The organism is Pseudonocardia sp. ICBG601 (assembly GCF_020496245.1).
Genome location: NZ_JAHLJA010000148.1, coordinates 3,405,680 through 3,430,390 on the forward strand (window position 1 = coordinate 3,405,680; position 24,711 = coordinate 3,430,390).

At 76.5% G+C, this 24,711-nt stretch carries 4 protein-coding genes and 2 pseudogenes; all 6 read left to right on the plus strand.

Going from position 1 to position 24,711, the window contains the following annotated elements:
- Nucleotides 1-2: 2 nt before the first annotated feature.
- The 6 genes and pseudogenes from KPL57_RS45565 to KPL57_RS45590 all read left to right on the plus strand — a co-directional run bounded on the left by KPL57_RS45565 (nt 3) and on the right by KPL57_RS45590 (nt 24,707).
- Entirely contained in the window at nt 3-12,938 is a 12,936-nt protein-coding gene (locus KPL57_RS45565; protein ID WP_226356556.1) for a type I polyketide synthase, read from the plus strand.
- A gap of 5 nt (nt 12,939-12,943) precedes the next feature.
- A pseudogene (locus KPL57_RS45570) lies at nt 12,944-18,115 on the plus strand (SDR family NAD(P)-dependent oxidoreductase); the annotation flags it as partial.
- A gap of 5 nt (nt 18,116-18,120) precedes the next feature.
- A pseudogene (locus KPL57_RS45575) lies at nt 18,121-21,195 on the plus strand (type I polyketide synthase); the annotation flags it as partial.
- Nucleotides 21,182-21,955, plus strand: coding sequence for an arylamine N-acetyltransferase (locus tag KPL57_RS45580; protein WP_226356559.1), 774 nt, complete (start codon nt 21,182-21,184; stop codon nt 21,953-21,955). The pseudogene KPL57_RS45575 and the gene KPL57_RS45580, both read left to right, overlap by 14 nt.
- Nucleotides 21,952-23,520, plus strand: coding sequence for a bifunctional 3-(3-hydroxy-phenyl)propionate/3-hydroxycinnamic acid hydroxylase (locus KPL57_RS45585; protein ID WP_226356560.1), 1,569 nt, complete (start codon nt 21,952-21,954; stop codon nt 23,518-23,520). The genes KPL57_RS45580 and KPL57_RS45585 overlap by 4 nt, the downstream gene beginning before the upstream one ends.
- Nucleotides 23,517-24,707 (plus strand): 3-deoxy-7-phosphoheptulonate synthase, encoded by a 1,191-nt coding sequence (locus tag KPL57_RS45590; RefSeq protein WP_226356561.1) that lies wholly within the window; start codon nt 23,517-23,519, stop codon nt 24,705-24,707. Before KPL57_RS45585 ends, KPL57_RS45590 begins: the two co-directional genes overlap by 4 nt.
- The last annotated feature ends 4 nt before the right edge of the window (nt 24,708-24,711 follow it).

Below are 24,711 nucleotides of genomic sequence, written 5' to 3' on the forward strand. Positions count from 1 at the left end.
CCATGCGAAGCGATCTGATCCGCCCGCTGCCGGAGACCCTGCTGGCGCACGCGGCGGAGTCCGGCACCACCGTCGCTTTCCAGGACGCGCGCCGCGCGGTCACCTACGCCGAGCTCGAGGCCCGCACGGCGCGGCTCGCCGGGCACCTGGCGTCGGGCGGGGTGGGCCGCGGTGACCGGGTGGCGATCCTGCTGGGCAACGCGGTCGAGGTGATCGAGGGCTACCTCGCCGCGACCCGGGCGGCTGCAGTGGGTGTCCCGCTGAACCCGCAGGTCAGCGCGAGCGAGCTCGACCACCTGCTCGGGGACAGCGGAGCGCGGGTCGTCGTGACCGACCGGGCGCGGGCAGCCCTCGTGCGCCGCATCGCAGCGCGCGACGTCCGGGTCCTGGTGACGGGGGAGGGGCGGCTCCCCGACGGCACGGAGTCCTTCGAGGCGCTCGCCCGGACCGCGCCCGCGGTGTCCGCCCGCGACGACCTCGACCTCGACGAGCCGGCGTGGATGCTCTACACCTCCGGGACGACCGGGCTGCCGAAGGGCGTGCTCTCGACCCAGCGCAACGCCCTCTGGTCCGTCGCGTCCTGCTACGTGCCGATCCCCGGACTCTCGGCCGAGGACCGGGTGCTCTGGCCACTGCCGCTGTTCCACAGCCTGTCCCACATCGCGGGCTTCCTCGCCGTGGTCTCGGTGGGGGCCACCTCCCGCATCCTGGACGGGTTCGCCGCCGACGAGGTCCTCGCCGCTCTGCGGGAGGACCGAACCACCTTCCTGGCCGGCGTCCCGACCGTCTACCACCACCTGGTCGCGGCGGCTCGCGACACCGGCTTCACCGCTCCGGACCTGCGCATCGGGCTCGTCGGTGGCGCCGTGACCACCGCCGCGCTGCGGGCCGACGTCGAGGAGATCTTCGGCGTGCCGCTGCTCGACGCCTACGGCAGCACCGAGACCTGCGGCTCCATCGCCATGGTCCGGCCGGACGGACCACGGGTCGACGGCTCGTGCGGGCAGCCGGTGCCCGGGCTGGAGGTCCGGCTGGTCGACACGACGACGGGTGCGGACACCGCGACCGGCGCGGAGGGCGAGGTGTGGGTGCGCGGGCCCAGCGTCGCGGTGGGCTACCACCGCCGGCCCGAGGAGACCGCAGCGGCGTTCGGCGGCGGGTGGTACCGCACCGGCGACCTGGCCACACAGGACGGAGCCGGGTTCCTGACGGTCACCGGCCGGATCAAGGAGCTGATCATCCGGGGTGGGGAGAACATCCACCCCGTCGAGGTCGAGACCGTGCTGCGGCGCGGTGCCGGTGTCCGGGACGTGGCCGTCGGCGGCCGCCCGCACCCCGTGCTGGGCGAGGTCCCCGTCGCCTACGTGGTGCCAGGGCCGGACGGTCGCGACGGCCTCGACCCGGGCGCCCTCCTCGCGGCCTGCCGCACCGAGCTGTCGCCGTTCAAGGTGCCCGAGGAGATCCGACTGATCGCCGAGATCCCGCGCACCGCGTCGGGAAAGGTGACCCGCCACCTGCTCCTCGAGCGGCCCTCCCGGCTGGTCGCGACCGGTGCGAGCCACCACGAGCACCTCCTGCGCGTCGAGGACGGGCGCCTGGTCCGCGTGCCCGCCGGCGACACCGGCCCGGCGGCCCGGATCGCCGATCCCGTGCTGGTCACGGGCGCGGACTCGGCCGTGGCCGCGGCGGTCGCCACCCACCTCGTCGGTGCGCACGGGGTGCGCGAGGTCGTGCTGCTCAGCGACTGGGGCCAGGCCGACGGCGCCGGGCCGCTCGCCGAGGAGCTGCGCCGCCAGGGCGCCCGGGTCGTCGTCGTGGCCGGCTCGCCGAATGACCCCGAGCTGGTGCGCGTCGCCGTCGGCGCCGCGGGCGGTCGGTTCGGCACCGTCGTCCAGACACACCCGACCGCCGACCCGGGGCGGGTCGCGGCGGTCCTGGTGGACGTCGCGGCCTCGGCACCGGAGACGACCCTCGTGGTCCTGACCGCGCTGGCCCCGGGTGACGGCTACGGCACCGCAGGGGCCGCTCGCGCCCTGTCCGAGTGGGCGGCGGCCCGGCGTGGTGGCGGACTCCCCACCACGGTGCTCGCGGTGGGGCCGACGGCTCTCGACCCCACCGTCCTCGACACCCTTCCCGACACGGCACCCGGCCTCGGGGCGACCGTGCCGCTGGAGCCGGCGGAGCTGCTGTCGGCCTTCGATGCCGCCCTCGACCAGCCCCCCGGCGACTCGGTGATCCTGCGGCTCGACGAGCGCGCGGCGGCGGAGGTGCCCACACTGCGCCACCTCGTCGTCGAGCAGACGGGCCCGGGTTCGGGTGAGGGCCGGGCCCGGCTCGACGGGCTCACCGCGGCCGAACGGCGCCGGACGCTGGTCGGGGCCGTGCGCTCGGCCGCGGCCGAGCTCCTCGGCGTGCGCGACCCCGCCGACCTGCGCCCCGACCGGCCGTTCCGGGAACTCGGCCTGAGCTCGCTCGCCGCGGTCCGGCTGCGGACCGTCCTGGCCGCGCACTTCGGTGTCACCCTGTCCGCGACGGCGGCCTTCGACCACCCGACCCCGGACGCACTCGCCGACCACCTCGACGAGGTGCTGCGCGGCGGTCGCACCTCCTCCGTGGCGGTCCGGGAGCGGACGGCCGCGCCCGGCGAGCCCATCGCGATCGTGGCCGCGAGCTGCCGTCTGCCCGGTGGTGTGACCTCGCCCGAGGACCTCTGGCGGCTCGTCGCGGAGGAACGCGACGCGATCGGCGACTTCCCGGTCGACCGGGGCTGGGACGTCGAGGGCCTCTACGACCCCGAGCCCGGCCGTCCCGGGCGCACCTCGGTCCGACGCGGCGGGTTCCTCTACGACGTCGCCGACTTCGACGCGGACCTCTTCGGCATCTCCCCGCGCGAGGCCGCCGCGGCCGACCCCCAGCAGCGGTTGCTCCTGGAGCTGGCCTGGGAGGCCTTCGAACGCGCGGGGGTGGACCCGCGGTCGCTGCGTGGTGCCGACGTCGGCACCTTCACCGGCGTCATGCACCACGACTACGCGAGCCGCCACGACCAGGTCCCCGACGAGGTGGCGGGCTACCTCGGGATCGGGACGGCGGGCAGCGTCGCCTCGGGGCGGATCGCCTACACGCTGGGGCTGGAGGGGCCCGCGATCACGGTGGACACCGCGTGCTCGTCGTCGCTGGTCGCGTTGCACCTGGCGGTGCAGTCGCTGCGCAGCGGCGAGAGCACGCTGGCCCTGGCGGGCGGGGCGGCCGTGATGGCGACCCCGGGTGTCTTCCTGGAGTTCTCCCGGCAGCGCGCGCTCGCCCCGGACGGACGGTGCAAGGCCTTCGCCGACACCGCGGACGGGACGGGCTGGTCCGAGGGGGCCGGGCTGCTGCTGCTCGAGCGGCTGTCCGACGCGCGCAGGCTGGGCCATCCGGTGCTGGCCGTGGTGCGCGGCACCGCGGTCAACCAGGACGGCGCGTCGAACGGGCTGACCGCGCCGAGCGGCCCGTCGCAGGAGCGGGTGATCCGTGCGGCCTGGGCCGACGCCGGTCTCTCCGGGGCCGACGTCGACCTCGTGGAGGCCCACGGGACGGGGACGACGCTGGGCGACCCGATCGAGGCCCAGGCGCTGCTGGCCACCTACGGCCGGGAGCGGACGGCGGACCGGCCGCTGCACCTCGGCTCGCTGAAGTCGAACATCGGGCACACCCAGGCGGCCGCGGGCGTCGCCGGGATCATCAAGGTGATCGGTGCGCTGCACGCGGGGACGCTGCCCCGCACCCTCCACGTCGACCGGCCGTCCGCACAGGTGGACTGGACGAGTGGAGCCGTCGAGCTGCTCACCGAGGCTCGGCGGTGGACCGCGGCGACCGGGCCCCGGCGCGCCGCGGTGTCGTCGTTCGGGGTCAGCGGGACGAACGCGCACGTGATCGTCGAGGAGGCGCTCGACCCTGCGGTGGTGTCCGCGCCGCGGGTGGCACCTGCCGCCGTCCCCTGGATCGTCACCGGGCGGGGCGACGCGGCTCGGGAGGCGTTCGCGTCCCGGCTGCGGGCCGCGCTGGACACCGAGGACGCGGCCGGGAAGGAGCACACGCTCGCCGATGTCGGGTGGTCGCTGGCCACCGCGCGCGCGACGCTGGACCATCGCGGGGTCGTGGTCGCCTCCACCACGGGGGAGGCGCTGGCCGGGCTCGACGAGCTCGCCTCGGGCGCGCCCGCCGCGGTGGTCACCGGGGTCGCGGACGTCGCGGGCCGGACCGTGTTCGTGTTCCCCGGGCAGGGTGCGCAGTGGGTGGGGATGGGCACGGAGCTGGCCGAGTCCTCCCCGGTGTTCGCCGAGGCCGTCGACGAGGTCGCGGCCGCGCTGGCGCCGGTCGTCGACTGGGACCTGTGGGCGGTCCTGCGGTCCGAGCCGGGCGCACCGTCGCTGGAGAGGGTGGACGTGCTGCAGCCGGCGTCCTTCGCGGTGGGGGTCGGCCTGGCCCGGCTCTGGGGAGAGTTCGGGATCGTGCCGGACGCCGTCGTCGGGCACTCCCAGGGTGAGGTCGTCGCCGCGCACGTGGCCGGGGTGCTCGGCCTGGCCGACGCCGTGGAGGTCGTGGTCGCGCGCAGCCGTGCGATCGCCTCGGGGCCGGCGGGTCACGGGGGGATGCTCGCCGTCTCGCTCGCCGAGGACGAGGCGGTGGCCCGGGCGAGGGGCCGCGTCGAGCTCGCCGCGGTCAACGGACCCTCCGCGGTCGTGCTCGCGGGAGAGCGGACCGCCGTCGCGGACCTGGCCGCCGAGCTGGAGGCCGACGGTGTCCGGGCCCGGGTGATCCCGGTGGACTACGCGTCGCACACCGCGGCGGTCGACCCGACCCGGCCGGAGATCCTCACCGCGCTGGCCGGCATCCGGCCCGGCCGGGCCCGGATCCCGTTCTGGTCCACCGTGGAGGACGGGTGGGTCTCCGGCGAGGAGCTCGACGCCGGCTACTGGTTCCGCAACCTCCGCAGGCCGGTCCGCTTCGGTGCGGCCGTGGACGGGCTCGTGGGCGCCGGGTTCGCCGCGTTCGTCGAGGTGAGCCCGCACCCCGTGCTGACCTACCCGATCGAGGCGGGCCTGGAGCGCCTCGACGTCGCCCGTGCCGTCGTCACCGGCACCCTGCGCCGCGACGACGGCGGCCTCGGCCGGTTCCTGCGATCGGCGGCGGCGCTGTTCGTGCGGGGGCTGCCGGTCGACTGGGCGCCGGTCTTCGCGGGGACGGGTGCGGTGCGCGTCGACCTGCCCACCTACCCGTTCCAGCGGGAGCGGTTCTGGCTCGGGTCGACGGCGCCCGCCGGGGTGGCGGCGGCCGGGATCGAGGCGGCGGACCACCCGCTGCTCGACGCCGTGGTCCCCCTCGCGGGCCGCGACGCGAGCCTCGCCGTCTCGCGGCTCTCCGTCCGGGACCATCCCTGGCTCGCCGACCACGTGGTCGACGGCGCGGTCCTGCTGCCCGGCACGGCGCTGCTCGACGCGGTGGCCGCGCTCGCCGACCGGCTGGGCGCACCCGTGGTCGAGGAGCTCACGGTCTCCGCACCGATCGTCGTCCCCGCCGCGGGGGCGATCGACCTGCAGGTCGAGGTCGGCCCGGAGGAGGGTGGACGGCGCGCGGTGGCCGTGCACGTGCGGTCGCGGCCGGAGGAGCCGTGGGCCGAGCACGCCACCGGCACCCTCCTGGCCGACACACCCGCGCCGCGCGCGGAGACGACCGCCTGGCCGCCGGCGGGGGAGCCGGTCGAGGTCGCCGGGCTCTACGAGCGGCTGACCGTCGACTACGGGCCGGGCTTCCACGCGGTGCGCGCCGTGTGGCGCGACGACGAGCGGGTGCACGCCGAGATCACCCTGCCCGACGCGGTCGACGCCGCGGGCTACGGCCTCCACCCGGCGCTCCTCGACGCCGCCCTGCACCCGGTGCCGGTGACCGACCTGCTCGACGCCGGCCGGGGCGCGCGGCTGGCCTTCTCGTGGGCAGGCGTCCGCCGGTACGCCACGGGAGACCGGACACTGCACGTCACCCTCGTGCCCGCCGGGCCGGATGCGATCTCGCTCCGTGCGACCGACCCGTCCGGCGCCCCGGTGCTGGAGGTCGACCGGCTCGTCCTGCGGCCGGTCCCGGCGGCACGCGACGACTCGCTGTTCGAGATCGCCTGGGTGGTGGCACCCGGCGGTGACTATCCCGGCGAGCTGCGGCTCATGGCCCCGGACGAGGACCCGGCGGGCCCGGGGACCCCGGTCCTGGTGCCGGGGACCGGCCCGGTCGGGCCGAGCGTGCCGGAACGGGCGCGTGCCGCGGGGCTCGGTGCGCTGACGGCGCTGGCGAGGTGGCTGGGCGACGAGTCCGTGACCGACGTCGTCGTCGCCGTGCAGGCCGGTGACCCGGCGGGGGACGTCGTCGCCGGGCTCGTGCGCTCCGCGCAGTCCGAGCACCCCGGCCGGATCCGCCTGCTGGAGCTGGACCGGGTCGACGAGGCGGCCGTCCGGACCGGCCTCGCCGTCGACGGCGACGAACCGCGGGTCGCCGTCCGGGACGGGATCGCCCTCGTGCCGCGCATGCGCCGGGTGCAGGTGCCGGACGCCCGTCCGGCCGGCCTCGCGGGCGGCGCGGTGCTGGTGACCGGGGCGACCGGCGGGCTGGGTCGGCTGGTCGCCCGGCACCTGGTGACCGCACACGGGGTGTCCGAGCTGGTCCTCGTGACCCGCTCCGGAGTGCCGGACGCACAGCGCGAGGAGCTGGTCCGCGCCGGTGCCTCGGTGCACGTGGTGACCGGCGACGCGGCGGACCGCGCGGTCCTCGCGGAGGCCCTGGAGCTCGTCGGGGACCGGCTCGTCGGCGTGGTGCACGCCGCGGGGATCGTCTCCGACGGTGTCCTCGCCGCCCTCGACGCGCAGCGGTGGGACCGGGTCGTGCGCACGAAGGCGGACGCGGCCTGGCACCTGCACGAGCTGACCGCCGGTCGGGACCTGGCGGCGTTCGTCCTGTTCTCGTCGGCGGCGTCGACCTTCGGCGGGGCGGGACAGGCCAACTACGCGGCGGGCAACGCGTTCCTGGAGAGCCTCGCGGCCAGGCGCCACGCCGCCGGGCAGCCCGCGACCGCGCTCGCCTGGGGTCTGTGGGAGCAGCAGGCGGGGATGGGCGGCCGGCTCGCCGAGGCCGATCTCGCCCGGATGGCCCGGGTCGGCACCGTGGCGCTGTCCGACGAGGAGGGTCTCGCGCTGTTCGACCGGGCCCTGGCAGGTGACGCGCCCACACTGGTGCCGATCCGGCTCGACCTGGCCGCGGTGCGCGCCTCCGGCGAGGTGCCCGCGCTCCTGCGCGAGCTGGCCCCCCGCCGGGCGACCGTGCCGAGGACGGAAGGCCTGGCCGGACGCATCGCCGGTCTCCCCGAGAAGGAGCGGGCCGCCGCCGTCCTCGACGAGGTCCGGACCCACGTCGCGGACGTCCTCGGCCACGGTGCGGCGACGGCGGTCGACGCCGCGCGCGCGTTCAAGGACCTCGGGTTCGACTCGCTCACCGGGGTGGAGCTGCGCAACCGGCTCACCGCGAGCACGGGCGTGCGGCTCCCGGCCACCGTGGTGTTCGACCATCCGACCCCGGAGGCGCTGGCCGCGCACCTGCTGACCGAGCTCGTCGGCCTGCGACGTGGCGTGCCCACCGCGCCGACGCGTCGCGTCGCGACCCCGGACGACGACGCGGTCGCGATCGTCGCCGCGGGCTGCCGGTTCCCCGGCGGCATCACCTCCCCCGACGCGCTCTGGCGGTTCGTCGAGGCCGGGGGCGACGCCATCGGTCCCTTCCCCACCGACCGCGGCTGGGACCTGGACGCGGTGTTCGCGGCCGATCCCGACCGCGCGGGCACGACGTACGTCCGAGCGGGCGGCTTCCTCGACGACGTCGCCGGGTTCGACGCCGAGTTCTTCGGCATCAACCCGCGCGAGGCACTGGCGATGGACCCGCAGCAGCGGCTGCTGCTGGAGGTGTCCTGGGAGACCCTGGAGCGGGCGGGCATCGACCCGGCCGGGCTGCGCGGCAGCCCCACCGGCGTGTTCGTCGGCACCCACGGTCAGGACTACGGCACGGGTGACCAGCGCGGCGCGGGGGCCGACGAGGGCTACCTGGTGACCGGCAACGCGGGCAGCGTGCTGTCCGGCCGGATCGCCTACGCGCTCGGCCTGGAGGGGCCTGCTCTCACCGTCGACACGGCCTGCTCGTCGTCGCTGGTGGCGCTGCACCTGGCCACCCGCGCGCTGGCCGCGGGCGAGGTCTCGCTGGCGCTGGCGGGCGGGGTGTCGATCATGTCGACGCCCGACGGCATCGTCGGGTTCTCCCGGCAGCGCGGGCTGGCCGAGGACGGGCGCTGCAAGGCGTTCGCCGAGGGTGCCGACGGCTTCGGGATGGCCGAGGGAGTGGGGGTGCTGCTGCTCGAGCGGCTCTCCGACGCGCGCAGGCTCGGCCATCCCGTGCTGGCGGTGGTGCGCGGCAGCGCGGTGAACCAGGACGGCGCGTCGAATGGGCTGACGGCCCCGAACGGACCGTCCCAGGAGCGGGTCATCCGGGCCGCCTGGGCGGACGCCGGCCTGGCCGCGGCGGACGTCGACGTCGTCGAGGCGCACGGGACCGGCACCGCGCTCGGCGATCCGATCGAGGCCCAGGCGCTGCTCGCCACCTACGGCCGGGACCGTGCGGACGCGGCACCGCTGCTGATCGGGTCGGTCAAGTCGAACATCGGCCACACCCAGGCCGCCGCCGGTGTCGCGGGCGTCATCAAGATCGTCGAGTCGCTGCGGCACGGCCGGTTGCCCGCGACCGCGCACGTCGACCGGCCGTCGTCGCACGTGGACTGGACGAGCGGAGCCGCGGAGCTGCTGACCGCGCCACGGGAGTGGCCCGCGGGGGAGCGGACGCGGCGGGCGGGGGTGTCGGCCTTCGGGGTCAGCGGCACCAACGCGCACGTGATCCTGGAGGAGCCGCCGGCCCCCGAGACACCCGAAGCTCCCGAGCCGGTCGAGGAGCGGCCCGCCGCGACGCCGGTGCCCTGGCTGGTGTCGGGGCGGACCGAGCAGGCGTTGGCCGCGCAGCAGGAGCGGCTCGCGGACCTCATCGAGGAGCGTCCCGGCCTCGTCCCCGCGGACGTCGCGCTGTCGCTGGGCCTGCGGTCGGCGTTCCGCCACCGCGCGGTGGTCCTGGCGGCCACCCGCGAGGACGGGGTCGCCGGGCTGCGGTCGGGCGCCGAGGTCCTCACCGGGGAGGCCGACGTGACGGGCAAGCGGGTGTTCGTCTTCCCCGGCCAGGGCACGCAGTGGGTGGGCATGGGCGTGGAGCTCGCCGCGGCGTCGCCGGTGTTCGCCGCGGCACTGGACGAGGTGGCCGAGGCGCTCGCCCGGTACGTGGACTGGGACCTGTGGGCGGTGCTGCGCTCCGAGCCGGGAGCGCCGTCGCTGGACCGGGTCGACGTGGTGCAGCCGGCGTCGTTCGCCGTCGGGATCGCTCTCGCGGGGCTCTGGCGTTCGCTCGGGGTGGAGCCCGACGCCGTCGTCGGGCACTCGCAGGGCGAGGTCGCCGCCGCGTACGTGGCCGGGGCGCTCACCCTGGACGACGCCGTGCGGGTCGTGGCGCTGCGCAGCCGGGTCATCGCGCAGCGGCTCGCCGGCCGCGGCGGCATGGTCTCCGTCGGTCTCCCCGCCGCCGACGCGGCCGAGCGGCTGCGGGCCTGGCCCGGGCTCGAGACCGCCGCGGTCAACGGCCCGGGCTCCGTCGTGGTGGCAGGTCCTCCGCAGGCCCTGGACGAGGTGGTCGCGGTGCTCGACGCCGACGGTGTCCGGGTGCGCCGGATCCCGGTCGACTACGCCTCGCACACCTCGGCGGTCGAGGCGGTCGAGGCCGACCTCGCCGCGGCACTGGCCGGGCTCGCCCCCCGGGCGGGCTCGGTGCCGATCTGGTCCGGCGTGGACGGTGGCTGGGTCTGCGGCGAGGCCCTCGACGCGGCCTACTGGTACCGCAACCTGCGCAGCCCGGTCCGCTTCGGGGAGGCCGTCGCCGGGCTGGTCGAGGCAGGGCACCGGGCGTTCGTCGAGGTCAGCGCCCACCCGGTGCTCACCTTCGACGTCGCCCAGGAGCTCGACCGCCACGAGCAGCCGACGGTGGTGACCGGCACCCTGCGGCGCGACGACGGCGGTCCGGCGCGGTTCCTCGCCGCCACCGCGGCGCTCGCGGTCCGCGGGATCGGCGTCGACTGGTCCCCCCTGCTCGAGGGCGCCCGGCCCGTCGCACTCCCCACCTATGCGTTCCAGCACCAGAGGTTCTGGCTGGACGCGGTGCCCGGCGGTGTCGGTGACGTGCGCACCGCCGGCCTCGACCCCGTGGAGCACCCCCTGCTCGGCGCGGTCGTCGGTCTGCCAGGGGCGGGCGGTGCGGTGGCGACCGGTCGGGTCTCGCTCGCGACCCACCCGTGGCTGGCCGACCACGCGGTCACCGGCACGGTCCTCGTGCCCGGTGCCGCGATCCTGGAGCTCGTCGCGCGGGTCGCCGACGAAGCCGGCCTGGCCGCCGTCGACGAGCTGGTGGTGGAGGCCCCACTGCTGCTGCCGGAACGCGGCGCCCTGCAGCTGCGGGTGACCGTGACGGCCGACGGCGGGATCGAGCTGCACGCCCGGGCCGAGGACACCGGGCCCGACGGCGTATGGACGCGCCACGCCCGCGGCCGGGCGGTCACGGAGCCGTCCCCGGCGCCGGCGGACCAGGGCACGGTGCCCACGCAGTGGCCGCCCGGCGACGCCGAGCCCGTCGAGCTGGACGAGTTCTACCCGCGGCAGGCGCAGGCAGGGCTGGAGTACGGGCCGGCGTTCCGGGGCCTGCGGGCGGCGTGGCGGCGCGGCACCGAGGTGTTCGCCGAGGTCGCGCTCCCGCCGGAGCTGCGGGGCAGCTCCTTCGGGTTGCACCCGGCGCTGTTCGACGCCGCCCTCCAGTCGGCGAACCTGGGGGCCGCTCCCCAGGCCGGATCCGACGAGGTGCTGCTGCCCTTCGCATGGCACGGGTTCGCGCTGCGGCGGACCGGCGCGACCACGCTGCGGGTGTACGCCGCACCGAGCGCCGACGGCGTGCAGGTGAGTGTCGCGGACCCGACGGGCGCACCCGTGGCGTCGTTGCGGTCGCTGGTCCTGCGGCCCGCGCCGCGGGCCGGCCTGACACCGCGGGCCGGGGCGCTGTACCGCACCGAGTGGGTGCCCGTCACGGCATCCGGCGGTGGTGACACGCCGCCCGTGCTGGACCTGAGGCCGGGCGCGGTCGGGACCGTCCTGGACCGGGTGCGGGCACTCACCGAGTCCGCCCTCGCCGGTGTCCAGACCCACCTCGCCTCCGCCGCGGCGGAGCCCCTGGTCGTCCTGACCGGTGGCAGCGACGACCCCGCGGCCGCGGCCGTCTGGGGACTCGTCCGGTCCGCGCAGACCGAGCACCCCGGACGGTTGGTCCTCGTCGACACCGACCAGCCGGAACCGCCCCTGACCACCCTGGTCGGGGCGGGTGAGCCCCAGCTGCGCCTCCGCGACGGGCAGCTCGCGGCGCCCAGGCTCGTCCCGGTGCCGTCCGCGCCCGCCACCCGGGGGTTCGGCGCGGGCACCGTGCTCGTCACCGGAGGCACCGGAACCCTGGGCGGCCTGGTCGCCCGGCACCTGGTCACCGACCACGGGGTGCGACGGCTGCTGCTCACGAGCCGCAGCGGGCCCGGTGCGCCCGGCGCCCGGGAGCTCCGGTCGGAGCTCGTGGCGCTGGGTGCGGAGGTGTCCCTCGTCGCCGCCGATGTCGGGGACCGGGCACAGGTCGCCGCGCTGCTCGATGCCGCGCCGGATCTGACGGGTGTGGTGCACACCGCGGGAGTGCTCGACGACGGTGTGGTCGAGAGCCTCACCCCGGCTCGGCTCGACACCGTGCTCCGTGCCAAGGCGGACGCCGCATGGCACCTGCACGAGCTGACCGAGGGTCGGGACCTCGCCGCCTTCGTGCTCTTCTCCTCCGGGGCGGGCACCTTCGGCAGCGCGGGCCAGGCGAACTACGCGGCCGCCAACGGCTTCCTCGACGGGCTCGCCCGACGGCGGGCGGCCGCCGGGCTCCCCGCCCTCTCGCTGGCGTGGGGGTTCTGGGAGCAGGCCAGCGCGCTCACCGGTGAGCTCGGCGACGCCGGGCGGGCCAGGTTGGCGCGCGGCGGCGAGGCCGGGCTGTCGAACGGGGAAGGCCTCGCCCTCCTGGACGCCGGCCTGGTCGCGGGGGAGGCCGCCCTGGTCGCGACGGCGCTGGACCTCGGCGCGGTCCGGCGACTCCCGGACGTCCAGCCCCTGCTTCGGGGGCTCGTCCGAGCCCCACGACCGACCCGCCACGCGGCACCCGAGGGCGGTGACACCCCGGTGGACCTGCGGACCCGGCTCGCGGGCCTGGAGCCCGCGGCCAGGGGGCGTGCCGTGCTGGACCTCGTCCGTGGCCTGGCCGCGGACGTGCTGGGCCACGACGGGCCGGCGGCGGTGCGGCCCGGCCGGGCCTTCACCGAGATCGGCATCGACTCGCTCACGGCTGTGGAGCTGCGCAACCGGATCGCCGCGGCCACCGGCGAACGCCTTCCGGCCACGGCGGCGTTCGACCACCCGAACCCGGCCGCCCTCGCCGCCGTGCTCCGGGAGCGCCTCGGGGTCGACACAGGGTCCGAGGCAGGGGCCGACGCGGGGCCGGACGCGGGGTCCGCCCCGCCGCCGGACCCGGCCCTCGCCGAGCTCGACCGGCTGGAACGGGCGCTGGCAGCGGCCGACGGCGGCGTCCGGGAGCAGGTCGCGCTCCGGCTCGCCGAGCTGGCGCGCTCCTGGGCCGGGCCGGCCGAGGCGGCCGTCGACACCGGCACCGACACCGACGACGAACTCTTCGCGCTCCTCGATCAGGAATTGGGACGGTAGCGATGGCGGACGACGACAAGCTGCGCGAGTACCTCAAGGCCACGCTCGGCGAGCTGCGCCGGACGCGGGCCCGGCTGCAGGAGCTGGAGGACGCGCGCTCCGAGCCGATCGCGGTCGTGTCGGGCGCCTGCCGGCTGCCCGGCGGGGTGCGCACCCCGGAGGACCTGTGGCGGCTGGTGGCCGAGGGCCGCGACGCGATCGCGCCCTTCCCGGTCGACCGCGGCTGGCCGCTGGACGCGCTGTTCGACGACGACGCCGACCGGGTCGGCACCACCTACGCCACTGAGGGCGGATTCCTCGACGAGGCGGGCGGCTTCGACGCGGCGCTGTTCGGCATCTCCCCACGCGAGGCACTGGCGATCGACCCCCAGCAGCGGCAGCTGCTGGAACTGGCCTGGGAGGCCTTCGAACGGGGGCGGATCGACCCGACCTCGCTCCGCGGCGCCCCGGTCGGCGTCTACGCGGGCCTGATGTACCACGACTACGCGGCGAACCGGATCACGCTGCCGGAGGGACTGGAGGGCTACTTCGGGATCGGCAACTCGGGCAGCGTCGCCTCGGGCCGGATCTCCTACACCCTGGGCCTGCAGGGTCCGGCGCTCACCGTGGACACGGCGTGCTCGTCGTCGCTGGTGGCGGTCCACCTCGCGGTTCGGTCCCTGCGCTCGGGGGAGACCGACCTCGCGCTCGCCGGTGGCGCCGCGATCATGGGCACCCCCGAGGTGTTCGTGGACTTCGCCCGCCAGCGCGGCCTGGCCCGCGACGGGCGCTGCAAGGCGTTCGCCGACGGCGCGGACGGCACCGGCCTGGCCGAGGGCGCCGGGCTCCTGCTGCTGGAGCGCCTCTCCGACGCCCGCCGCCACGGCCACCCGGTGCTCGCGGTGATCCGCGGGACCGCGGTCAACCAGGACGGGGCCTCGGCCGGGCTCACGGCACCGAACGGCCCGTCGCAGGAGCGGGTCATCCGCGCCGCGCTGACCGACGCGGGCCTGACCACCGCCGACGTCGACCTGGTCGAGGCGCACGGCACGGGCACACCGCTCGGGGACCCGATCGAGGCCCAGGCCGTCCTCGCCACCTACGGGCAGGGCCGCAGCCCGCGGCGGCCCGTCCACCTGGGCTCGGTCAAGTCCAACCTCGGCCACACCCAGGCCGCGGCGGGGGTCGCCGGGATCCTGAAGGTGATCGGCGCGCTGCGCCACCGGACGCTGCCCAGGACCCTGCACGCCGAGACGCCGACGTCGAAGGTCGACTGGTCCGACGGCGACGTGGCGCTGCTCACCGAGAACAGGGACTGGGCCTCGCCGGACGGGCCCCGGCGGGCGGCCGTGTCCTCGTTCGGGGTGAGCGGGACGAACGCCCACGTCGTGCTCGAGGAGGTGACGCCCGAGGAGGCGCCCCGCACGGCACCGACGGGCGCGCCGGTGCCGCTCGCGATCTCCGGGCGATCCGCTGCGGCACTGCGGGCCCAGGCGGAACGCCTGCTCGCCGTCGCCGACCGGGACCCGCGCGCCCTCGGGTTCGGCCTCGCGACCACTCGGGCCGCCCTCGACGAGCGCGCGGTCGTGGTCGCGGCGAGCGCCGAGCGGACCGCCTCGGGCCTGCGCGCGCTCGCCGGCTCCCGGCCCGCGGCGAACCTGGTGACCGGCCGCGCGGACGTCGACGGTCGCACCGTCCTGGTCTTTCCCGGTCAGGGTGCCCAGTGGTCCGGGATGGGCGCCGCGTTGCTCGACGAGTCTCCCGTGTTCGCCCACGCCTTCGACGAGGCGGCCGCGGCCCTGGCCGAGCTGGTCGACTGGGACCCGGTGGCCCAGGTGCGGGCGGTGCCCGGACCGACCCGGGTCGACGTCGTCCAACCGCTGTCCTTCGCCGTGGCCGTGGGGCTGGCCGCGCTGTGGCGGGCCCACGGCGTGGTGCCGGACGCGGTCGTCGGCCACTCCCAGGGCGAGATCGCCGCGGCGTACGTGGCGGGCGTCCTGTCCCTGTCGGACGCGGCCCGGGTCGTCGTCGCGCGCAGTCGTGCCATCGCCGCGGGCCCGGCCGGGGGCGGCGGGATGCTGGCGGTCGGACTGCCCGAGGCGCTGGCGCGGAACCGGGCCGCGGGGCGGGCCGAGGTCGCCGCGGTGAACGGACCCTCGTCGGTGGTGCTCGCGGGCGAGCGGGCGGCCCTCGACGACCTGGCCACCGAACTCGACGCGGCGGGGGTGCGGGTCCGTCGCATCCCGGTCGACTACGCCTCGCACACCGCCGCGGTGGACCACACCGAGACGGAGATCCTGCGGGCTCTCGACGGGCTGCGACCGGGGCGGCCGCTCGTGCCCTTCTACTCCACGGTCGACGGGCGTTGGGTGCGGCCGGGCGAGCTCGACGGCGACTACTGGTACCGGAACCTGCGCCGGACCGTCCGGTTCGCCGAGGCGGTCGAGGCACTGGTCGCGGACGGGCACCGGGCGTTCGTCGAGGTCAGTCCGCACGCCGTGCTGACCGGCGCGATCGAGGAGGCGCTCGACGCGGCGGGCGAGCCGTCGGTGGTGACCGGGACGCTGCGCCGCGACGACGGCGGCCTCGACCGGTTCCTCGCCTCGGCCGCACAGCTCTGGATCCGTGGGGTCCCGGTGGACCTGCGGCCCGCGTTCGGTGCCGAACCCCCCGGGCCGGTCGACCTCCCCACCTACCCGTTCCGTCACGAGCGGTACTGGCTGCGCCCCGGCGACGACCGGAACCTCCACCACCCCCTGCTCGACGCCGTGGTCTCGCTGCCCGAGACCGGTGGCGCGGTCGGATCGGGGGTCCTCTCCCTGTCCCGGCACCCCTGGCTGGCCGATCATGCGGTCGAGGGCCGGGTCCTGCTCCCCGCCACCGGGCTGCTGGAGCTCGTGCTGCCCGCAGCCGAGGAGTCCGGGTCCCCCGTCGTGGAGGAGCTGCTGGTCGAGGAGCCGCTGACGCTGCCGGACCGCGGCGCGGTCGAGGTCCGGGTGACCGTGGGCGAGGTCGACGGCACGGGCAGGCGTCCGGTCGGCGTCCATGCCCGACGACAGGACGGCCCGGACGACTGGACCCGCCACGCCCGCGGCTACCTCGGTGTCGGCGAGCACCCGGCCGGACAGGTCCTCGCGGACCCCGGGGAGCGGATCGCGCTCGACGCCTTCTACACCGACCTCGGTGACCGGGGGTACGGGTACGGCCCCGCCTTCCGCGGTCTGCGGGCGGCGTGGCGGACGACCGACGCGGACGAGATCGTCGTCGACGTCGCCCTGCCCGCGGAGGCGGTGACCGACGGTCCCCCGTTCGTCGTGCACCCTGCGCTGCTCGACGCGGCCCTGCAGGCCATGAGCCTCGTGCGGCCCGCCGAGGCCCGCCGTCGGTTGCTCCCCTTCGCCTGGGAGGGCGTGCGGGTACACGCGACCGGGGCCACCGCCCTGCGGGTGCGCGTGCGGCGGCTCGGCCAGGACGTCTTCGCACTCGTGGCCACGGACCCGGCGGGCGGGCTCGTGGCGACGGTCGAGGCGCTGACACTGCGGCCCGCCGCGGAGGCGACCCTGCGGCCCGCCGCGGAGGCGGGACCGGCCCCGGTCGACGACCTGTACCGGGTCGTGTGGCGCCCGCTCGTCCTGGCAGGCGCGTCGGCCACGGACCTGCCGCCCGTCGTCGACCTCACCGCCGCGGACCCGGGAGCACCGCCCGCCGCCGCCCGGGCCGCCGCGACGACCGTGCTCGACGCGCTGCGCGCCGTCGAGGGTCCGGTGGTCGTCGTGACCGGCGCGGACCTCGACGACCCGGTCACCGGGGGCGTGTGGGGCCTGGTGCGCACCGCGCAGTCGGAGGAGCCCGGCCGGATCACGCTGGTCGCCGCCGCGGACGCCGCGGACCCCCTGCTGCCCGCCGTCGTCGCGTCGGGGGAGCCGCAGGTGCTGCTCCGCGCAGGCGAGGCCTTCGTGCCCCGGCTCGCCCGCGCGTCCGCCGGGGGCGCCGGTCGCCCGTGGGACCCCGACGGGACGGTGCTGATCACCGGCGGCACGGGCACCCTCGGAACCGCCGTGGCCCGGCACGTCGCCCGCACCCGTGGCGTCCGGCACCTCGTGCTCGTCGGCCGCACCGCGACGGAGGACCCCGCGCTGCGGGCCGAGCTGGCCGAGATCGGCACGCAGGTGCGGTTCGCCGCGGCCGACGTCGCCGACCGGGCGGCACTGGCGGCCGTGCTCGCCGCGGTCCCCGCCGACCATCCGCTGACGGCGGTGGTCCACGCGGCGGGTGTGCTCGACGACGGCGTGCTGACCGCACTGACTCCCGAGCGTGTGGACGCGGTGTTCCGACCCAAGGTCGACGGCGCCTGGAACCTGCACGAGCTGACCCGGGACGCCGACCTGGCGGACCTGGTGCTGTTCTCCTCGGGCGCCGGCACGTTCGGCACCCCGGGGCAGGGGAACTACGCGGCGGCCAACGGGTTCCTCGACGGGCTCGCCGCCCTGCGCCGCGCCGCGGACCTCCCCGCCGTCTCGCTGGCCTGGGGGCTGTGGTCGGAGACCAGCGGCCTCACGGCCGGGGCGGACCGCCGCCGGCTCGACCGCGCGGGGCTGCGCGGGCTCTCGACGGAGGAGGCGCTCGCGCTCTTCGACGCGGGCCTGGGCGGTGCGGACCCGGTGGTGCTGCCGACCCGTTTCGACGTCGCGGCCCTGCGCGGACAGGCAGCGGACGGGACGTTGCCCGTCCTGCTGGGCGACCTGGTCCGGGCCCCGCGCCCCACCGCCCCCACAGGCGCCGCCGGGACGCCGTCCGCACCCCCGGTGTCGCTGCGGGACCGACTCTCGGAGCGGACCGACGCCGACCGGGTGCGCGAGCTCGTCGAGCTGGTCCGCAGGCAGACCGCGGCGGTGCTCGGCCACGCCGACATCGACGCCGTGGCCGCCACCCAGGCCTTCCGTGAGGCCGGGTTCGACTCGCTCGCCGCCGTCGAACTGCGCAACCGGCTGGCCGCCGCGGCCGGGGTGGCACTGCCCGCGACGGTGGTCTTCGACCATCCGACGCCCACGGCGCTCGCCCGGCGGCTACGCGACGAGCTGTGGGGCGAGCCCGCACCGGACGTGCCGGCGGCCGCGGTGCCGGGCGAGATCGACCTCATCGAGTCCATGCAGGTCGACGACCTGATCGCACGAGCGTTGGGAGGTGCCGGCCGATGACCGACGACCGGTTGGTGGCGGCTCTGCGGGCCGCGTTGGTGGAGAACGAGCGGCTGCGCAGCGGCGCGGTGACGCGCTCGGAGCCCATCGCCGTCGTGGCGGCGGCCTGCCGGCTGCCCGGCGGTGTCCGTTCACCGGAGGACCTGTGGGAGCTCGTCGCCGCGGGCCGGGACGCGGTCGCGGAGTTCCCGACCGACCGCGGCTGGGACGTCGAGGCCCTCTACGACCCCGACCCCGGCGCGGCGGGCCGCTCGTACGTCCGGGAGGGCGGCTTCGTCGACGGTGCGGGGGACTTCGACGCCGGCTTCTTCGGCATCTCCCCGCGCGAGGCGCTGGCGATGGACCCGCAGCAGCGGTTGCTGCTCGAGCTGTCCTGGGAGCTCGTGGAACGGGCCGGCATCGACCCCACGTCGCTGCAGGGCAGCGACACCGGGGTCTACACCGGTGTGATGTACCACGACTACGCCTCCGGACTGCGCGAGGTGCCCGAAGGGTTGGAGGGCTTCCTCGGTACGGGCAACTCCGGGAGCGTGGTGTCCGGGCGGGTCGCCTACACCCTCGGCCTGCAGGGGCCCGCGATCACGGTGGACACGGCCTGCTCCTCCTCGCTGGTCGGCGTGCATCTCGCGGCGCAGGCGCTGCGCGCCGGCGAGTGCTCGCTCGCACTGGCCGGCGGTGTCGCCCTCCTCTTCGGACCCGCGCCGTTCGTCGAGTTCTCCCGCCAGCGCGGGCTGGCCCCGGACGGACGCTGCAAGGCCTTCGCCGACGCCGCGGACGGCACCGGCTGGGCCGAGGGGGCCGCGATGCTCCTGCTCGAACGTCTGTCCGACGCCCACCGCAACGGCCACCCCGTGCTGGGGCTCGTCCGGGGCTCCGCGGTCAACCAGGACGGCGCGTCGAACGGGCTCACCGCCCCGAGCGGGCCCGCCCAGCAGCGGGTGATCACGCGGGCGCTCGCCGATGCCGGACTCGGCCCGGCCGACGTCGACGCCGTCGAGGGGCACGGGACGGGGACCACGCTGGGCGACCCGATCGAGGCCCAGGCCCTGCTGGTCACCTACGGGCGCGACCGGCCCGCCGACCGGCCCCTGCTGCTCGGCTCGCTCAAGTCCAACATCGGCCACACCCAGGCGGCCGCCGGGGTCGCGGGGATCATCAAGATCCTCGAGGCGATGCGGCACGGCGTCCTGCCGGCCACCCTGCACGTGGACCGGCCGTCGTCGCAGGTGGACTGGTCCGGCGGCGCGGTCGAGCTGCTCACCGAGGCCCGGGAGTGGCGTCCGGGTGGGAGCCCGCGCCGGGCCGGGGTGTCCTCCTTCGGGGTCAGCGGGACGAACGCCCACGTGATCGTGGAGGAGGCGCCGTCGGCGTCCGCCGACGACGGCCCGACGGGCCCGCCACCGGCAACGGTGCCGCTCGCGGTGTCCGGCGTCGACGCCGAGGGGTTACGGGCCCAGGCCGCCCGGCTCGCGGACGCCCTCGACGTCGGACAGACCGGGCTCGCCGACGTCGCCCTGTCCCTCACCACCTCCCGCGCGGCACTCGCCCACCGCGCGGTCGTCGTCGCCGGGTCGCGCGCGGAGGCGGTCTCGGGGCTGCACGCGCTGGCGGCGGGCGACCCGGCCCCGCACGTGGTCACCGGGTCCGCCCGGGTCGACGGCCGGACCGCGCTGGTCCTGCCCGGCCAGGGCGCGCAGTGGGCGGGCATGGGCGCCGAGCTGCTGGCCTGGCCACGCTTCACGGAGGCGATCGACGAGGTGGCCACGGCGCTGGGTTCACACGTCGACTGGGACCTGCGCGCGGTGCTCACCCGGGCGTCCGGCGCTCCCGGGCTGGATCGGGTGGACGTGGTCCAACCGGTGTCGTTCGCGGTCGGGGTGGCGCTGGCCCGGCTCTGGGAGTCCTTCGGGATTCGCCCGGACGCCGTCGTCGGCCACTCGCAGGGCGAGATCGCCGCCGCCACCGTGGCCGGTGCCCTGTCGCTCGCCGACGGCGCGCTCGTCGTCGCGGCGCGCAGCAGGCTGATCGGGCAGACGCTGTCCGGGCACGGGAGCATGGCCTCGCTGGCACTCACCCCCGACGAGGTCGCGGACCGGCTCCGGCACCGGGCGGACGAGCTCGAGATCGCGGCGGTGAACAGCCCGCGGTCCGTCGTCGTCGCCGGTGATCCCGACGCGGTGCGGGAGCTGGTCGCCGAGGTCGAGGCCGAGGGCGGCCGGGCACGCCTGGTCCCCGTCGACTATGCCTCGCACACCGCCCACGTCGAGAAGATCGAGACCGAGCTGCGCGAGGCGCTGGCGAGTGTGCGCCCGCAGGCGTCGACCATCCCCTTCTACTCGACCGTCGAGGGGGCCTGGGTCGACGGCACGGCCCTCGACGCGGACTACTGGTACCGCAACCTCCGACGACCCGTCGGCTTCGCCGACGCCACGTCGGCGCTGGTCGCACAGGGCTACCGGGTGTTCGTCGAGGCCGGCGCCCACCCCGTCCTGACCAGCGCCGTCCAGGAGAGCCTCGACGGGACCGGCGCGGTCGCGGCCGTGACCGGCTCCCTGCGCCGCGACGACGGCGGACCCGCTCGCTTCCTGACCTCGCTGGCCACCCTGCACGTCCACGGGGTGCCCGTGGACTGGTCCCCGTTGTACGCGGGCACGTCCACCCGCCCGACCACCCTGCCCACCTACGCCTTCCAGCGCCGACGGTACTGGCTCGATTCGGAGAGTCCCCAGGTGACGACCACACCCCGACCGGAGACCGACACCGTGACCGACACCGACACCGACACCCTGACCGCCGGGCCGGATCTGGCCGTGCTCCCCGAGGACGAGCTCGTGGCCGCGCTGACCGAGATCGTGCGCGCCGCCGCCGCCGCGGTCCTCGGGCACCCCGGGCCCGAGGCCGTCGCACCGGACGCGGTGTTCTTCGAGACGGGGTTCACGTCCCTGACCGCGGTGGAGGTGCGGGACCGGCTGGCGGCGCGGACGGGCCTGGAGCTGCCCTCGCTGCTGATCTTCGACCACCCCACGCCGCAGCTGCTCGCCGACCACCTCGCACAGGAGCTCGCCGATGTTCGACGTTGACCGCTATCTCGCCGTTCTCGGGCAGCCGAGTCGCCCCGAACCGACCCGCGAGGCGCTCGCCCTGCTGCACCGCCGCCACCTGGCGACCCTGCCGTACGACAGCTCGCTCAACGCGGGCCGGGGACTCGACCTGTGGGCCGGGATCGACATCGACGTCGACGCGGTCTTCGACGAGATCGTCACCGGAGATCGCGGCGGCGTCTGCTACGAGCTCAACGGCCTGTTCCGGGAGCTGCTGGCCCGGCTCGGCTACGAGGTGGGAGTGCTCGCGGCCGGGATCCGGCAGGCCGACGGCTCGTTCGGCCCGGACCTCGAGCACGTCCTGTCATTCGCACGGGTCGAGGGCGAGCTGCTGCTGGTCGACGTCGGGTTCGTCGGGCCCTCCTACCTCGAGCCACTGCGGGTGAGCGAGCAGGTCCAGCACCAGTCGGGCGCCGACTTCCGGGTCGTCCCCGACGGCGGCTACCAGGTGGTGCAGCGGCGTGGCCGCGTCGGTGACTGGCAGCCCGTCTACCGGCTGCACACCGACCCTCGCGACCTGGCCGAGTGGCAGCGGCCGGACACCGGGCTGGAGGAGTTCGCCCGCCTCCTCGCCGGTGCGGGCACGGTCGTGCGGGGCCGGGCCACCGACAACGGCCAGAAGATCCTCATCGGGCGCAGGCTGCTCGTCGTCGACGACGGGAAGGACACACTGCGCGGACTGGTGACGCAGACGGACCTGGACGAGGCCGTGGCGGACATCCTGCGGCGCCCGAGGTGAGCGGGCCGCTGCAGGCCGACGTCGTCGTGGTCGGCTTCGGCCCGGTGGGGCAGGTGGCGACCCTGCTGCTGGCGCGCCCCGGACGCCGGATCGTGGTGCTCGAGCGTTGGCCCCGGCCCTACCCGATGCCGCGCGCGGTCTCCTTCGATGGCGAGTCGGGCCGGATCCTCGCCGCCACCGGCATCGGTGACCGGCTCGCCGAGGTCACGGAGCCCTCCCGGGACTACGTCTGGCAGAACGGCGCGGGCACCGTCCTGTTCGAGGTCGACGTCTCCGATCGCGGCCGGTCGGGCCACCCGGACTCCAGCGCGGTGTACCAGCCGGGCCTCGAGTCGGCCCTGGCCGAGCGCGCCGAGTCGTCGCCAGGGGTCACCGTGCTGCGGGGCCACGAGGTGATCGCCCTCGACCAGGACGCCGACCGGGTACGGGTGGTGACCGCGGGGCCGGACCCGCTCGAGGTCGAGGCCTCGTGGCTCGTCGGGTGCGACGGGGCCAACAGCACCGTGCGCGCGGCCCTCGACCTCCCCGTGACCGACTTCGGCTACTTCGACGACTGGCTGACCTGCGACGTCACCGTGCACGACGGACGGGTCCTCGAGCCGAACAACCTGCAGGTCTGCGACCCCGCCCGCCCGCGCACCGCGGTGTCGGCAGGACCCGGTCACCGGCGGTGGGAGTTCATGCGGCTGCCCGACGAGGACCCGGCGGACTTCGGCACGGCCGACTCGGCGTGGCGGCTGCTGGGGCTGTTCGGGCTCGACCCGGGCAACGCCACCCTCGACCGGCACGCCGTCTACACGTTCCAGGCGCGGTTCGCGAACGACTGGCGCTCCGGGCGGGTCCTGCTCGCCGGGGACGCCGCGCACCTGATGCCGCCGTTCGCCGGGCAGGGCATGTGCTCGGGGCTGCGGGACGCAGCGAACCTCGCGTGGAAGCTCGACCTCGTCCTGCGGGGCGCGGCCGCCGACTCGCTGCTGGACAGCTACACCGTCGAACGCCGGGCGCACGTGCAGCACGCCATCGGCATGTCGATGAACCTCGGCCGGGTCATCTGCCAGACCGACCCGAAGGCCGCCGCGGACCGCGACACGGCGATGGCGGCCGCGGCCGCGCGCCGGCGCGGGACACCGGCCGAACCCGCGGTCACCGCGCTGACCCGAGGCGTGCTCCGCAGGGACCCCACCGGGCTGGGCGGCGTGCTCGGCCCCCAGGGAACGGTCACGCGCGACGGCGTGACCGGGCTGTTCGACGACATCGTCGGCACCGGGTTCGTCCTGCTGTCGACGCTGCCGGTCGAGGAGCTCCTCGATCCGGCACGGCGCACCCGGCTCGCCGGGCTCGGTGCCCACCTGGTGCAGGTCGCCCCGGCCGGGAGCGACGCCGCGGGCGTGCTCCAGGACCACGACGACGTGTACCTGCCGCTGTTGGCCGACGCCGGCGCGGTCGCCGCGCTGGTCCGTCCGGACTTCTACCTCTTCGGCGGGGCGAGCGACACGACCGGGGCGCGAGCCCTCGTCGACGACCTCCTCATCCACCTCGGTTCGGAAAGGCTCTCCCCGGTATGACCCCCCTGGCCCCCGTGCTGCCGACCGACCCGCTCGGTGCTGCCGCCGCGCGCATCGCCGCCGCCACCGCGCGACCCGCGCTCCAACAGCCCGACTGGCCCGACCCGGGCCGGGTCTCGGCGGTCCGTCGTGCCCTGGCGCTCATGCCGCCGCTCGTCGCCGCCGACGAGGTCGTCGGTCTGCGCACCCGTCTCGCCGAGGTCGCGCGCGGCGAGGCCCTCGTCGTACACGGCGGTGACTGCGCGGAGACCTTCGACGGCAACACCCGCGAGCACCTGCTGGGCAACCTCGCGACGCTGGGCGCCGTCGCCGACGTGCTGCGCGGCGGCGCGACCACCCCGGTCGTGCGGATCGCCCGGATGGCGGGCCAGTACGCCAAGCCGCGCTCGAACTCCTCGGACGCCGACGGCCTGCCGGTCTACCGGGGGGACATCGTCAACTCGGCGACCGGGACGCGCGCCGCCCGCGCGGCCGACCCCCAGCGGATGCTGCGCGCGTACGCGGACGCGGCGAGCGTCCTGGACCGCATCCGGACGCACCCGCAGAAGGTGTTCGCCGGGCACGAGGCGCTGCTGCTGGACTACGAGTCCGCCCTGGTCCGACGCTCCACGGCCGGCCTCTACGGGGGATCGGGCCACTTCCTCTGGATCGGCGAACGCACCCGGCACGCCGACGGGGCGCACGTCGCCCTGCTCCGCCTGCTGGACAACCCCGTCGGGATCAAGATCGGGCCGGGAGCGACACCCGCCGAGGTCTCGTCCTACCTGCGGCTGCTCGATCCGGGCCGCCTCCCGGGGCGGCTCTCGCTGATCGTCCGGATGGGTGCCGAGCGGGTGGCGGATGCGCTGCCGCCGATCCTGGCGGCCGTCGCGACCGCCGGACATCCGGTCGCGTGGCTGTGCGATCCCCTGCACGCCAACACCGAGACCTCCGCCTCGGGACTGAAGACCCGCCGTCTGGACCGCGTCCTGGCCGAGGTGCGCGCCTACGCCGCGGCGCACCGGGCGGCGGGCACCCACCCCGGCGGTCTGCACCTCGAGCTCACCGGCGACGACGTCACCGAGTGCGTCGGCGGCGCCGTCGCACCCGGTGACCTCGGCGACCGCTACCGCACCGCCTGCGACCCGCGGCTCAACCGCGCGCAGGCGGTCGAGGTCGCCGCGGTCGCCGCGCACGAGTTCGCCTGACCGG